This window comes from Kribbella shirazensis (genome assembly GCF_011761605.1).
Taxonomy (GTDB): domain Bacteria; phylum Actinomycetota; class Actinomycetes; order Propionibacteriales; family Kribbellaceae; genus Kribbella; species Kribbella shirazensis.
The window spans coordinates 8,060,115-8,073,354 of sequence record NZ_JAASRO010000001.1; the positions used below are offsets into that span (position 1 = coordinate 8,060,115).

Here is a 13,240-nt window from a genome sequence, read left to right on the forward strand (position 1 = left end):
GGATCGCCGGTGTCAATGGTTGTTGGACCAGGAGGACGCGCGATGCTAGAACCGACGGCATGAAGGAGCTCTCGCGTTCTGCCCAGATCGGCGACATCCGGCAGCAGAACTACTCGACGATCATGCGCGAGCTCATGCGGTCCGGGCCGACCGCCCGCACCGATCTGGCGGCCGCGATCGGGATGTCGACGGGATCGGTCACGCGGCTCACCGGTGCCCTGGCCCGCGCCGGGTTGGTCACCGAGCTGACCGAGCCCGCGCAGCGCGGTATGGGTCGCCCGAAGGTCCCGGTCGCGATCGACGAGTCGACGTACGGCGTCGTCGGCGTCCACTTCGGCCTGCACCGCGTCAACACCTGTCTGATCGACCTGCGCGGGCAGCTCGTCGCGGAGCTGCACACGACCGAGCGCACGACCCGGCTCGAGCCCCTGGTGCGCGGCGCGGCCCGCTCGGTGCGCAAGTTGATCGACGGGAACGGCCTGACCGTGCTCGGAGTCGGCGCGAGCACCGGCGGCTGGGTGGACAGCTCGGCCGGCAGGGTCCGCAGTCAGCCGATCCTGGGCTGGCAGGACGCCCCGCTGGCCAAGGCCCTCGGCGAAGCAACCGGGCTGTCGGTGCTGGTCGACTCACAGGTCCGGGCGCTCGCGCTGGCCGAGCACTGGTTCGGCGCGGCGACCGAGGTGGACAACTTCATCCATCTGTTCGTCGGCAACGTCATCGGCGCCGGGTTCGTCTTCAACGGCACGCCGTACCGCGGCGGACGGGCGGCGGCGGGCGGGCTCGATCATCTGCCGGTCGCCGAGCGGTCCGGCAGTGCCTGTGCGTGTGGCAGCCGGCGGTGTTTCGCGATGGCCGCCGGAGACATCGAGGTGGCCGCCCGGGCCCGCGCGGCCGGGCTGATCGGGGACGACCAGGAGATCTACGACCTCTTCGCGATGGCCGGCTCCGGCCACACGCGGGCGCGCCGTCTGTTGCGCGAACGCGCCCGCGTGGTCGGCGCGGCCACCGCCACCCTGATCGATCTGCTCGATCCCGAGCTGGTGGTGCTCGGCGGCGGGATCAGCTCCCCGGTCGACGACGTCGAGACCGTCCGCGAGGTAGCGCAGGCCAAGCTGCCCGCCGACCGGTTCGGTGATGCCACGGCGCTGATCCGGCCGAGCGCGTTCGGCCCGTACGCCCTGGGCATCGCCGCCGGAGCGATCATGCTGGACTCCGTCTACCGCTCCCCCGAAGCCTTCGTCCCGGCACTCACCGCGCACGCGGCAATGTGAGCCTCACGCGGGCTGGGTTGGCATGGTGGCGCGGGCCGCGAGGACGTCGCCGTACGGGATCACGCCGACCGCGTCTGCCCAGCGCTGCCAGCGGTCCGCCAGGTCCTGGACGCGGTCGGGGTGCTGTGCGGAGAGATCGTTGCTCTCGCTGCGGTCGGCGCTGAGGTCGTACAGCTCCCACGGGCCCTCGTACTCGCGAACGAGTTTCCAGTCACCGGACCGGATGGCCGCGTTGCCGATGTGTTCCCAGAACAGATCGTGCTCGACCGGCTCGCCACCGCGGAGCAGCCCGAGCATGCTGGCCCCGGGCAGCGCGGGAACCGGTTCTCCGTCGCGCTCGGCGAGTGCCGGTACGCCGGTTGCCTCGAGCAACGTCGGAGCGATGTCGGTCAGCTGATGCGGCGCGTGGATCACGTCGCCGGTCAGGCCGCCCGCGGGCCAGGAGACGATGAGCGGGGTGGCGATGCCGCCTTCATGCACCCACCGCTTGTACCGGCGGAACGGCGTGTTGGAGAGGTTCGCCCACGCCTGCCCGTAGCTCGTGTACGTGTCGGCGGTTCCCGGGCTGATACCGGGTGAGTTGCCGACCTTCATCGGCGTACCGTCGGGAGCGGTCGGCGGGATGATCAGGTGGTGCCGGCGGAACTGGTCCGCGCCCTCGGGATCGCTGCGCAGTTCCTCGGCGCAGCCGCCGTTGTCGGACAGGAACACCACGATCGTGTTCTCGCGCTGTCCGGTCTCCTCGAGTGCGGCGAGGATCGTGCCGACCGCGCGGTCCATCGCCCGGACCTGCGCGGCGTACGCCTCCATCCGTTCGAGCTGCCACTTCTGTTCGGGCTCGTCCTCCCACGCCGGTACGGCGGGATCGCGGTGGTCGAGGGTCGCGTCGTCCGAGCAGATGCCTGCCTCGAGCTGACGTTGCCGCCGCCGGGTCCGGAGGACGTCCCAGCCCTCGTCGAACAGGCCGCGCGTCTCGGCGAGGTCCGAATCCTTGGCGTGCAAGGGCCAGTGCGGTGCGGTGAAGGCGACGTACCCGAAGAACGGCGTGGTGGCTTCCCGAATCGCCGCGGCGGCCCGGGTCCCGATCTCGTCGGTGTAGTAGAAGTCCGGCCCGAGATCGGACAGCGGTACGGGCGTCTCGCCGTCGTGCAACGTGGTCGGCTGGAAGTAGCTGCCCGCCCCGCTGATCGTGCCCCAGAACCGGTCGAATCCCCGCCGCGTCGGCCAGGTGTCCGCGGGCTGCTCACGCTCGTTGGACAAGTGCCACTTGCCCGTCAGGTGCGTGTGGTACCCGGCCGCCCGGAACGACTCGGCGAGCGTCGCGCACCGCAGGCTCAGGCTTCCCGGGTACCCGCCGGGACCGTCGTTGTTGACGAGCTCGGCGACGCCTGTCTGATGCGGGTGCAGCCCGGTCAGCAGCGACGCGCGAGACGGGCTGCACCGCGCGGTGTTGTAGAAGTTCGTCAGCCGTACGCCGCCCGCGGCGAGACTGTCGAGGTTCGGGGTCCCGATCTCGCCGCCGTAGCAGCCGATGTCCGAGTACCCCATGTCGTCGACCAGGATGATCAGCACATTCGGTCGGACAGTTCCCATGAAACCCTCGCTCTCAGTAGGTAGTGGACTCAGGCCCAGTGCGGCAGCAGGGCGAGCATCCCGCCGTCGACCGGCAGGGAGACGCCGGTCACGGCCCGCGCGTCCGGTCCGAGGAGGAAGGCAACCACCTGGGCCACGTCCTCCGCGGTGACGAACCGGCCGAGCGGATGGTTGGCCAGCAACTCTTCGGCGGCGCGGGTATCGGTCCAGCGATGCCGGTTCCGCGGCACCGGTACGAATCCCGGAAGTACGGCGTTGCAGCGCACCCCACGCGGGCCCCACTCGACGGCGCTCGCGCGCACCAGTGCGCCCAGCGCGCCCTTGCCCATCGCGTACGCCGCCATACCGGGTCCGGCGCGTTGCGCGTGAACGCTGGAGATGTGCACGATCGACGCCTCGTCCCGCGCGGCCGCGACGACCGCGGTACTCCAGGACCAGGCCGCGGCGACCTGGACGTCGAACACTGCCGCGAGCGCGACCCGATCGAGATCTTCGAGCGCTCCACGTTGCTCGGACAGCGTGGCCGTCACCAACCCGCGAAGCGTGCCGAGACCGGCCGCTGCCTCGAGAGCCTCGCGGACAGTGGACTCGTCGCGAACATCGCCGGCAACCCACGCGACCGAGTCGACCGTGACCGGTTGCTCCACCAGGTCGACGCCGACCACCGCCCACCCCTGCTTCGCCAGCAGCGCGACGACGGCGGAGCCGATTCCACCGGCCGCGCCAGTCACCAGCGCGACGGGTCTCGCAGTACTCATCCCTTCAACCCCGACGTCGCGACACCGTCGACGATCTGCCGCTGGAAGGTGACGAACAGAACGAGCGGCGGCACCAGGGCAAGGGTGCTCATGGCAAGCATCGGGCCCCAGGACGAGTCACCGGTCGAGTCGAGGAACTGGCGCAGTCCCAGCGGCACAGTGAACAGCTGTACGTCGTTGAGGTAGATGAGCTGCTTGAAGAAGTCGTTGTACGTCCAGATGAAGGTGAAGATGATCGTGGTGACGAGCGCGGGCCGCAGCAGCGGGAAGACGATGTAGCGGTACGTCTTCCACGGTGAGCAACCGTCCAGCCGCGCTGCCTCGTCCAGTTCGCGCGGCAGCGACCGGATGAACTGCACCATCAGCAGCACGAAGAACGCGTCGACCGCGAAGAAGTGCGGGACGAACAACGGATAGAACGTGTTCACCCAGCCCAGCTCGTTGAACAGGATGTACTGCGGCACCAGCGTGACGTGGGTCGGCAGCATCAGCGTCACCAGCATCGTCGCGTACGCGATCCGGCGGCCGATGAAGTTCAGCCGTGCGAACGCGTACGCCGCGAGGCTGCACGAGATCACGTTGCCGATGATCGCGGCCACCGAGATGAACAACGAGTTCTCGATGAAGATGCTGAACGCGGTGGACACGCCCTTCCAGCCCTCGGCGTAGTTCGACGGCTCGAAGTGCTTCGGGATCAGACCGGGCTGCGAGAAGATCTCGTCGGTCGGCTTGAAGGAGCTCGCCACCATCCACACCAGCGGATAGAGCATGACGAGCGTGACCACGACCAGCGCGAAGTGCGCGAGCAGGCGCTTCCTCTCAGTTCTCATAGTGCACCCAGTACCGGCTGAAGATGAAGTTGACGGCCACGACCGCGCCCGCCAGCAGCACCAGCATCCAGGCCATCGCCGCGGCGTAGCCCATGTCGAAGTTCACGAATCCCTCCTGGTAGAGGTACAGCGAGTAGAAGAGTGTGGAGTCGGCCGGCCCGCCCGAGCCGTCGCTGATGATGAAGGCCGGCGCGAACGCCTGGAACGAGCGGATCAGCTGCAACGTGAGGTTGAAGAACAGGATCGGACTCAGCAGCGGCATCGTGATGCCCCAGAACTGGCGGTACCGACTCGCCCCGTCGACCTGTGCGGCCTCGTAGAACTCACGCGGGATCTGCCGCAGCCCGGCCAGGAAGATCACCATCGGAGCGCCGAACTGCCAGACCTCGAGGGCGATCAGCGTCCCCAGCGCGGTGTGCGGCTCGGAGATCCACGACGGGCCCTGAATCCCCACCAGTGCGAGGATCTGGTTGACCAGGCCGTCGCCGTTGAACACCTTCCGCCACAGCACCGCGATCGCGACGCTGCCGCCGAAGAGCGACGGCAGGTAGATCGCCGAGCGGTAGAAGTCGAGGCCGCGCAGTCCGCGGTTGAGCACGACCGCGACGGCCAGGGCGAAGCACAGGCTGAGCGGCGTACCGACGGCGACGTAGATCGCGGTCACCTTCAGGGACTGCAGGAACAGCGGGTCCTCGCCGAACATCCGGCGGAAGTTGCCGCCGCCGATCCACTTCGGCGCCGTCAGCAGGTCGTAGTTGGTGAACGCGAGGTACAGCGACATCAGCATCGGACCGGCCGTGAAGGCGAAGAAGCCGATCAACCACGGCGCCAGGAAGGCCAGCGCCCAGCCGTTCTGGTAGCGGACCCGCCGGCGTTCGCGGCGGATCGTTGGATAGGTGACTGTCATGGATCACTCCTTTCCAGCTGGGCTGGGGTGCGGCCGCTCGCTCCTCGCGGCCGGCCGCCGATCCCTGGACCGGCCGGCCGTAGGGTGCCGTCGATCACGACTTCCGCGGGCTCGAGGAAGTCCGCACGGTCGGGCTCGCCCCAGGCGAACTCGAGCCAGGTCCCCTGGCCCGCGAGCCCGGCGAGGTGAGCGGCGTGGGCGGTACCGACCGGGCCGCTCGGATTGTGGAAGGTCAGCTGGGTGTCCCCGACCGCCTCCGCGATCTGTGCCACGCCCGCCGGCCCACCGGCGTGCTTGGGATCGACCAGCCAGTACCGAAGCGCGCCTCCCGCGCAGGCGGCGGCCGCGATCTCCGGACTCCAGATGTGCTCCCCGGCAGCAAGTGCGACGCCCCCTGCCGCAGCCTGCTCCAGCGCGGACCGATCACCGGCACGAGCGAGATCTTCCACCCAGTACGGCGCTAACGGCGCCAGGTCCCGTACGACGACCGGCAGCAGCTCAGCGGGCACCAGGTGGTGGCAATCCACCATCAGCTCCACGTCACGAGGAACCGCGTCCCGCACTCGTCCGACGAGCGACAGACCTGTCTCGATCAGCCGGGCACCTGACAACCCCAGAGCGCGGTTGTCCAGGAACGGCGCCACCTTCACGGCCTGGAACCCAGCTGCCACCGCACGCACCGCCTCGGCCACGACCGCATCCGGACCGTCCCCGCCGAACGTGCGATTGAGGTTCGCGTACAGCCGCACCGGTCGCGGCGCGCCGAGCCCGAGCGATGTCGACAGCGCGCGGCCCTCGACCTGCGCGAGCAGGTCCGCGAAGGCAGCCTCGTACCCACCGAGAACCGTCGACCACAGGAACGCGTCGTGTCCGGTCCGCAGCTCGCCCAATCGCCGCCGCAGCTCTGTCCGCGCCCGGGTCACCGGCTGGCCGACGACGACCGAGCTCACCGATCGGGCGGCCTCCAGCAACACCTCCAGCGGCCCGCCGTCGGACAGCTCACCGACACCACGTTTGCCGTCGGCAACCACTTCGACCATCACCCAGGTACTGCGGCGCGAGGCCCGGTGCGACCAGACCACCGAGGATTCGACGTACACGTCCGAGTCAGGCAAACCCATCACCCGTAGCGCAGTTCGAGCAGGCTGGGGACGAACTCGGACGGCGCGGCGTAGATGCGGTCAAGAATCACGCTGGCGGCCGACACCGCGACACCATCGGTACCGAAGGCGCTCAGGCGCACGACCGACTCCACGTCCACGGGCCGCTTGTCCCGCAGGTACGCGCGCGCACCGCGCTGGACCGCCGGCAGGTACTCCGGCGCATCGACCACGCCGCCGCTGACGACGACCACCTCAGGGTCGAGCATGTCGACGAGAGCGCCAGCCGCCGTTCCCACCAGCTCGGCCCTGCCGACCAGGAGTGCGTCCGCGGCCGCATCCCCGGTCCGCGCCGCCTGCACGAGATGTTCCAGGGTGCCGCGGGCACCGATCAGCCCGGCCCGGCGTGCTCGCGCGAGGAGCGCCAGATCACTCGCCACCACGTGCAGACAATCGCGGCGCCCACATGTGCAGACCTCGGCAGCCGGCACCCCCACCGACAGATGATCGACAGTCCCGGCCGCCGCGCGGAAACCCCGGAACACCTGGCCGGCGAGGACGAAACCGGCGCCGACGACGTTCCCCACGAACAGGCTGACCAGATCGTCGACGTCCTGCGCACCGCCGAACCAGCGCTCGGCCATCGCCAGGGCACGGAAGCTGGAATCGACCTCGGCAGGCAACGCCAGTCCGTCGGCGAGCGCGTCCCGCAGCGGTACGTCGTGCCACCGCAGGACCCGATGATCACGCACCAGACCGGCCTCACGATCGACCCAGCCGCCGGTGCTCGCGCCGACTCCGAGGATCCGGCCGGGCGCCTGCGCGATCAGTTCCTGGATCCCCTCGACCGCCTGCGCGACGAGCGGCTCGAACCCCCGGCGCCGGTGCGGCAGCCGCGTCTCCGCGAGCAACCGGCCGCGCAGGTCGAGCAGGCACACGGTGGTGCGGCGCAGTCCGAAGTGGACGCCGACGACCCTGAACTCGCGGTCGTCGATCGCCATCGGTGTCCGGGGACGGCCAGGCGCACTGTGCTCCTGCTCTGCGGGCAGTTCACGAAGCAGGCCCGCCTCACACAGCAGACTGGTCAGCCTCGTCACGGTACCCGTCGCCATGCCGGTCAGCCCCGACAGCTCGGACCGTGCGATCGGGCCGCGGCGCATCGCCGTACGCAGGATCGCCGAGCAGTTCTGCTCGCGCAGGTCGTACTGCTGGGCGGACCGCAGTCGCCCGCGGTCCGGACGGATGGTCCAGGACTCGCCCGGCGACGTTGAGGTCACTTGAGCGCGGCCTGGGCGTCGGTGAAGAACTTCGTCACCGCCTGAGCGACCGTGCTCTTCCCGAAACCGACCACCTGGTTCACGTTCGGCAGCGAGGTCTGCAGCAGCTTGCTGGCACCGGGCGGGTACATCTGTAGCGCCGCCGGGCCCTTCGACGCGACGAGCGCGTAGTTGTCGAGCACCAGCTTGTTGAGACCGGTCGCGGACGTGGCCACCGAGCCGCGGATGTCCTCCGGGATCGGCACCCCGCGGGCCAGGCCCATCGCGGCGGCCGCGTCCGGGCTGCTGGTCAGGAACTTCAGCATCGAGACGGCGCCTTCGATGTTCTTGGACTTCGGCGAGATCGCGAACCAGCCGGCCGGAATGATGTTCGTCCCCGGCTGCGCCCCCGGACCGCCGGACGGGAACGTCCCGAGGCTCAACGTGTCCTTGGTCAGACTCTGCATCGACGGCAGACCCCGCGACGTCGCCGTGCCGGTGTACGCCGCCTTGCCGACCGTCACCGGATCGTTCTGGAAGCCCGACGCCGCGGCCGTCACGGCCATCTGTACGGCGGACCCGTTGCCGCGGAGGTCCTGCCAGAGCTGCAGCCAGGCGGCCAGGTCGTCCTCGGCGAACCCCAGCGAGCTCCCGTCACCGAACAAGGCCTTGCCCCGGCCACGCAGGAAGGACTCGAGCGCGATCGGGTTGCCGCCGAGATCCGCCGTACCGGCGAGCTTGTGGCCGCTCTTGCCCCAGACCTCCGCCATCGTCGCCTTGTACTGGTCGAGGGTCCAGTCGGCGCCCGGCGCCGCGAGGCCGAGGCCCTTGAGCTTGGTGGTGTTGACGATGATGGCCGGTTGCGTCGCGGCGCCCAGCAGCGCGAAGTAGTACTTGCCGTCCGCCTTGATCGTCGTCGCGACGTACTCCGGCATCGACTCGAGCCCGAGGTCGCCCTTGTACTCGTCCAGCGGGTGTACGGCGCCACGCTTGACGTACTCCATCAGGTACGGCAGGTGGATCTGGAACACGTCCGGCGGATTACCGCCGGCGACCCGGGTCGCGAGCTTGTCGTAGTACCCGGAGAAACCGGAGTACTGCGGGTTGACCTTCGAGGCACCCTCCGACTTCTGGTACAGGTCCAGCGCCGCGATCAGCTTCTTGTTCTGGTCGCCCTCGCCCCAGAACATGAACTCCAGCGTCGAGTCGGAACCGCCGCCCGACGACGAGCCGCCGAGGCCGCGGGAGCAGGACGTGACGGCGGCGGCTCCGGCCGCCGCGGCCCCGAGCCGCAGGAGGTTCCGCCGGGAGAGGTTGTACGACGTCATGATGTGCCCTTCGCTGTCGAATGGAGCCCGCCGGAGCGGGACCGGATGAGGGTCGCGGCGTCCGGCAGGACGTCGGCCACCTCGTCGGCGAGCAGCCCGGCCAGCCGGGTCGCCGTCGGCGCCGCCTCGGGAGTCGCGGCGATGTTGCGCTGCTCGTGGGGGTCGTCGACGAGGTCGTACAGCTCGGCCTCGTCGTGCGACCGGAAGACGTACCGATGCCCGGAGGTCCGGACGGAGACGTTGAGGCTGTCCCGGGGCCACTGCCAGTCCCGGGCATGGAACGGCGACCCGTCACCGCCCGGCCGGCCGTCGTGCAGCATCGTCTCGGCGGTCACGTACTCGCGGATCGGAGCCGCGGCCGCGTCGCCGAGCATGGCGGCGAACGAGCGACCGTCGTACGGCTCGTGCCACGGGACGCCGGCCACCTCGCACAGGGTCGGGCCGATGTCGCACAAGGACACGAAGTTCGCGTTCCTGCTCTGCCGGCCGTCCGGGTGCCGCACGATCAGCGGGACGCGCAGGTCCTCCTCGTAGTGCAGCCAGTGGCCCTTCTCCATCAGGCGATGCGCGCCCATCATGTCGCCGTGGTCGGACGTGAAGACGACCACCGTCCGGTCCCACTCACCCGCATCCTCGAGGTACCTGCGGATCCGGCCGAGCTGGGCGTCGACCAAGGCGCACAGCCCGAGGTAGTGGCTGGTGACCTCGATCCAGTCCTGCTCGCTGAGCTTCTCGAAGTCACGCGCGAAGTGGGACTCGCGCACCTCCCGCGGTTTGCCCGCGGTGCCGGTCGCCAGGCTCTCGGGCAACCGGACCTGCTCGCGGTCGATGAGCTTGTCGTACGGACTCGGGACCAGCATCGGGAAGTGCGGCGCGTTGAACGAGCACACGGCCAGCCACGGGGTGTCGGCGGGACGTTGGTCGAGGTTCTCCAGGAAGCGGTCGCACTGCCAGGTCTCGAGGTAGGCGTCGAGCGGGAGGCTCGACGTCGCGTACGGCCGTTCGGCCAGCGCCGCGATGTCCTGCGAGGTCAGGTTCTCGATGTGGTGCGGGTCGAACGTGTACCCCTTCCCGGCCGCCCACGACCGGTACTCCTCGATGTACCGCCCGCGGTCCTGACCGTTCAGTACGGCGGGGATCGCACTGCTGGACGTCCAGCCCATCCGCGCGGGCGTCGTACCGGGAACATGCCACTTGCCGTTGTAGTGCGTGTAGTACCCGGCGTCGGCGAACGCCCGCGCCACACCCGCCTCGCGCAGTTGCGGCTCGATCGGGCGCCAGTTCCCGAGGACGCCGTGGTGGCGCGGCATCAGGCCGGTCCACAGACTCGTCCGCGCCGGACAGCACAGCGGGAACGGCGTGTAGCACCCGTCGAAGACGGTCGACTCCTCCGCCAGCTCGTCGAGGTACGGCGTGCGCGCGGCCGGGTTGCCGGTACACCCCATCGTGTTCCAGCTCTGCTCGTCAGCCATCACCACCAGCACGTTCAACCGGCGCGCCACACGTCACCGCCCTCACTCGCCCGCCTTTACTTCCAGCTGAAGTTAATTACCCGAGGGATGGGTGTCAACCACTCGGCGCCAATTAACTTCACCCAGAAGCAAACTGCCGGGGACGCCGCCGTCAGCAGCGTCCCCGGCAGATGCGAGGGAGATCAGAGATGGGTTGTGCTTGCCGCTCCCCGGTTTCCGTTGACGGCGATCGGGACCAGAGCGAACGTCCGCCCGCGCCCCAGGTCGACCGACTCCGCGAAGAACACGTCGCGGTGCACGCGGCCCAGCCAGTGGTGGGCGGTGCGGCCGAGCTGGAGCACGTCGTACGCCGACGCGTCCGGTCGCAGCGACCAACTGAAGCTGAGATGCCGCGTGGATCCGGCGCCCTGCCCCTCGCCCTTCACGGCGAACCCGGACACACGGCCGGGCGTGTCGAGCAAACTCCCCTGGTCCGCGAGCAGCACCTTGCCGAGCCGTCCGGTCCCGGCACTGCGCAGCGAGATCCGGGCGATGAGCGCACGCACCGCAGCGACAGCGGGCGGCGGGCGGGCTTCACGAGTCCTGCCAGCGGGCGGCCCACGTAGTCACCCGATAACCACATCGATGGATGTCGCCTCGGACCTCTCATCGGCGAAGAGCCTCAGCCTCACCGGCGATACCGAGACACCGACATCGACTGCCGCATCTCCGACTGCATCGGAGATCCGCAGCGTCCCAGATGGGACTTGCAGGACGCCGTCAAACACCGGCTCACCGATTGCCCCGGCGCGAGCTTCGAGGGCGCGAACAGACACCGACCCCTCGTCCGCGTGACGCACACGCACAACCAGGGCGAACTCGGCAGAGGCGACCATCTCGTCCAGGCTTGTCCACTCAGGAATCTGTTCGGTGGAGTCTGCGTCCGACATAAGGAGAACGCCCCACGGAAAGTCGGCCGTGAGGTCGGCAATCACGGTCCACACCTCATCGTCAGTCAATGACAGGCGCCAACTACCCTCGGCGCTTCACAAATGCTTCGATCAGTGCCACGGCAAGCCAGTGTCCTCTGAGTTGCGCCATGTGAAGAGCGGAGCCTGCCCCACTAGCGAGAGGTGAGGCAAGCGGATCCGCGCCGCGCGCGAGCAGGTAGGCCGTGACGTCAACGTGTAGCGGCTCACCCGTCTGCGTATGCCCATCGATTTCTGTGTCGATCGCATGTTGCAGCAGTGTTAGCTCGCCGTCGACCTCTTCGATGTCGGCGCCTCCGTCGAGAAGTTCGCGGAGCCGCGGCAAGTCTTCCATTTCGACTGCCAAGTGCGCGGGTGTCACGTGGTCCTCCTAATTACCCGTTGTCACGTTCACGACCACGTCCGGAAACGCAGCCCTGAACACTGAGATCACAGAATTGCACGACGAGCACACCGTCAACTCAGAGTGAAGGTTAATTGTGCCCCTTACGCTTGATGACGACGGACCTAGATTGTTGGCAGTCTGGTTCAGGATCTTGAGCTCGGTATCTGTGAATCTGTTGTTGGTGGCACCCGACGCCGTCGGTATGAACCTCTGCGGATTCCCTAGGCTGCTATAGCCGCAACGGAATCAAGACCCCTGCCGCCAATCGACCACCGCACCCCGTCCCCCGAACGATCATCCGACCGAACAACTGGCGGCTGCAGTCGGATTCGTCACCGTCAGGCCACGTATGGGCGGCCGTTGCTGTTCCACTTGATGACGGCGGTGTAGGCCTGGCGTTTCTTCGAGTCCTTGACGCCGTCGTGGTTCGCGTCGACGTACGCGTGGAACGCGATCCGCGTGGTCTTGCCGACGTTGATGACGGTGGCGCCGCCGGGGCCGCAGAGGCGGGTCGACTTCGTGGTCATCAGGGTCTTGACGCGGGTGAAGCGGCCACCCCAGAAGGTCTCGGCGGACCAGACGTCGGTGTTGTAGGAGCAGTTGGTGTAGTCGCCGCGGGAGGTGAACATCCACACCTTGCCGCCGTGCGCGATCACTGACGGTCCTTCGATCCTCGTGGAGCTGACGATCTTCGCGATGCTCTTGCCGACCACCCGCGTCCCGGTCTGACTGTCCATCTGGACCGCCCTGATCTGGAACCCGGACTGGTTGCGGTAATTGCTCTTGTAGATCATGTACCGCTTGCCGTCCTTGGCCCGGTACGCCGCCGGGTCGATCGCCTCGTACCCACGGGAGACCCACGGCGAGCAGACGACCGCCTTCGAGCCGGGCGTATACGTCCCCGAGGGCTTGCGGGAGGTCGCGACGCCGATGCAGTGCACGTTGCGGGACTCGGACTGACCGGTGAAGTACATGACGTACAGCGGGCCACGGCTGTCGGAGCTCTGGAACACCTCCGGCGCCCACAGCAGCGGCTTCGTCTCGTCCACCCAGGCCGGGATCCTCGCCATCGACCGGTGGATCGCGGACCACCCGCCGCTCGCCGTCCAGCGCGCGCCGTACCCGGTGCCGGTTCGGAACAGGTAGTACCTGGAGCCGAACCTCGCGTACGCGGGATCCGCGAAGTCCTGGGTCCCTACGCGGCGGACGCTGCTCGGCGTGGCGACCGCCTGCGCGGTCACGGCCACGTCGGCTCGCGCCGCGCTCCCTGGTTTCACCACGACCAGTCCGGTCGCGGCCAGACCTGCAACAAGCAAAGCAATGACTGCACGACGCATCAGTACCTCCGGTGAAGATTGGGCGGTGAGGCGCC

14 protein-coding genes are annotated in these 13,240 nt (G+C 68.7%); 1 reads left to right on the top strand and 13 read right to left on the bottom strand.

What is annotated here, in order from left to right:
• Positions 1-59 precede the first annotated feature (59 nt).
• Entirely contained in the window at positions 60-1,271 is a 1,212-nt protein-coding gene (locus tag BJY22_RS38415; RefSeq protein ID WP_167216870.1) for an ROK family transcriptional regulator, read from the top strand.
• 3 nt (positions 1,272-1,274) lie between these two features.
• On the opposite strand, the gene BJY22_RS38420 is transcribed toward BJY22_RS38415, so the two are convergent.
• From BJY22_RS38420 to BJY22_RS38480, 13 genes are all read right to left on the bottom strand, one after another.
• Positions 1,275-2,864, bottom strand: a complete 1,590-nt coding sequence (locus tag BJY22_RS38420) for an arylsulfatase (RefSeq protein WP_167216872.1) — start codon at positions 2,862-2,864, stop codon at positions 1,275-1,277.
• A gap of 29 nt (positions 2,865-2,893) precedes the next feature.
• Positions 2,894-3,622, bottom strand: coding sequence for an SDR family NAD(P)-dependent oxidoreductase (locus BJY22_RS38425; protein WP_167216874.1), 729 nt, complete (start codon positions 3,620-3,622; stop codon positions 2,894-2,896).
• The gene (locus tag BJY22_RS38430; RefSeq protein ID WP_167216876.1) at positions 3,619-4,452 is read right to left on the bottom strand and encodes a carbohydrate ABC transporter permease; all 834 of its coding nucleotides are present in this window, start codon (positions 4,450-4,452) and stop codon (positions 3,619-3,621) included. The genes BJY22_RS38425 and BJY22_RS38430 overlap by 4 nt, the downstream gene beginning before the upstream one ends.
• Positions 4,442-5,359, bottom strand: coding sequence for a carbohydrate ABC transporter permease (locus BJY22_RS38435; protein ID WP_167216878.1), 918 nt, complete (start codon positions 5,357-5,359; stop codon positions 4,442-4,444). The genes BJY22_RS38430 and BJY22_RS38435 overlap by 11 nt, the downstream gene beginning before the upstream one ends.
• Complete coding sequence (locus tag BJY22_RS38440) at positions 5,356-6,480, bottom strand: enolase C-terminal domain-like protein (protein WP_167216880.1); 1,125 nt, start codon at positions 6,478-6,480, stop codon at positions 5,356-5,358. Before BJY22_RS38440 ends, BJY22_RS38435 begins: the two co-directional genes overlap by 4 nt.
• Entirely contained in the window at positions 6,480-7,736 is a 1,257-nt protein-coding gene (locus tag BJY22_RS38445; RefSeq protein WP_167216882.1) for an ROK family protein, read from the bottom strand. Before BJY22_RS38445 ends, BJY22_RS38440 begins: the two co-directional genes overlap by 1 nt.
• Positions 7,733-9,043, bottom strand: a complete 1,311-nt coding sequence (locus BJY22_RS38450; protein WP_167216884.1) for an ABC transporter substrate-binding protein — start codon at positions 9,041-9,043, stop codon at positions 7,733-7,735. The genes BJY22_RS38445 and BJY22_RS38450 overlap by 4 nt, the downstream gene beginning before the upstream one ends.
• On the bottom strand, positions 9,040-10,545 hold the full coding sequence (locus BJY22_RS38455; protein ID WP_167216886.1) for a sulfatase-like hydrolase/transferase: 1,506 nt from the start codon (positions 10,543-10,545) through the stop codon (positions 9,040-9,042). The genes BJY22_RS38450 and BJY22_RS38455 overlap by 4 nt, the downstream gene beginning before the upstream one ends.
• A 152-nt stretch (positions 10,546-10,697) precedes the next feature.
• On the bottom strand, positions 10,698-11,060 hold the full coding sequence (locus BJY22_RS38460) for a hypothetical protein (protein ID WP_167216888.1): 363 nt from the start codon (positions 11,058-11,060) through the stop codon (positions 10,698-10,700).
• Positions 11,061-11,120: 60 nt separating this feature from the next.
• A complete protein-coding gene (locus BJY22_RS38465) occupies positions 11,121-11,489 on the bottom strand; it encodes a hypothetical protein (RefSeq protein WP_167216890.1) in 369 nt (122 codons plus the stop codon).
• A gap of 37 nt (positions 11,490-11,526) precedes the next feature.
• On the bottom strand, positions 11,527-11,844 hold the full coding sequence (locus BJY22_RS38470) for a hypothetical protein (protein ID WP_238350574.1): 318 nt from the start codon (positions 11,842-11,844) through the stop codon (positions 11,527-11,529).
• A gap of 9 nt (positions 11,845-11,853) precedes the next feature.
• Entirely contained in the window at positions 11,854-12,072 is a 219-nt protein-coding gene (locus BJY22_RS43370; protein WP_167219214.1) for a deaminase domain-containing protein, read from the bottom strand.
• A gap of 134 nt (positions 12,073-12,206) precedes the next feature.
• Positions 12,207-13,205 carry a family 43 glycosylhydrolase gene (locus tag BJY22_RS38480; RefSeq protein WP_167216892.1) on the bottom strand — a complete coding sequence of 333 codons (999 nt, stop codon included), beginning with the start codon at positions 13,203-13,205 and terminating at the stop codon, positions 12,207-12,209.
• Between the last annotated feature and the right edge of the window lie 35 nt (positions 13,206-13,240).

Excerpts from the sequence above, each read along its gene's own strand:
- BJY22_RS38415 (WP_167216870.1), top strand. The coding sequence starts at position 60 with ATGAAGGAGCTCTCGCGTTCTGCCCAGATCGGCGACATCCGGCAGCAG.
- BJY22_RS38420 (WP_167216872.1), bottom strand. The coding sequence starts at position 2,864 with ATGGGAACTGTCCGACCGAATGTGCTGATCATCCTGGTCGACGACATG.
- BJY22_RS38425 (WP_167216874.1), bottom strand. The coding sequence starts at position 3,622 with ATGAGTACTGCGAGACCCGTCGCGCTGGTGACTGGCGCGGCCGGTGGA.
- BJY22_RS38430 (WP_167216876.1), bottom strand. The coding sequence starts at position 4,452 with ATGAGAACTGAGAGGAAGCGCCTGCTCGCGCACTTCGCGCTGGTCGTG.
- BJY22_RS38435 (WP_167216878.1), bottom strand. The coding sequence starts at position 5,359 with ATGACAGTCACCTATCCAACGATCCGCCGCGAACGCCGGCGGGTCCGC.
- BJY22_RS38440 (WP_167216880.1), bottom strand. The coding sequence starts at position 6,480 with ATGGGTTTGCCTGACTCGGACGTGTACGTCGAATCCTCGGTGGTCTGG.
- BJY22_RS38450 (WP_167216884.1), bottom strand. The coding sequence starts at position 9,043 with ATGACGTCGTACAACCTCTCCCGGCGGAACCTCCTGCGGCTCGGGGCC.
- BJY22_RS38480 (WP_167216892.1), bottom strand. The coding sequence starts at position 13,205 with ATGCGTCGTGCAGTCATTGCTTTGCTTGTTGCAGGTCTGGCCGCGACC.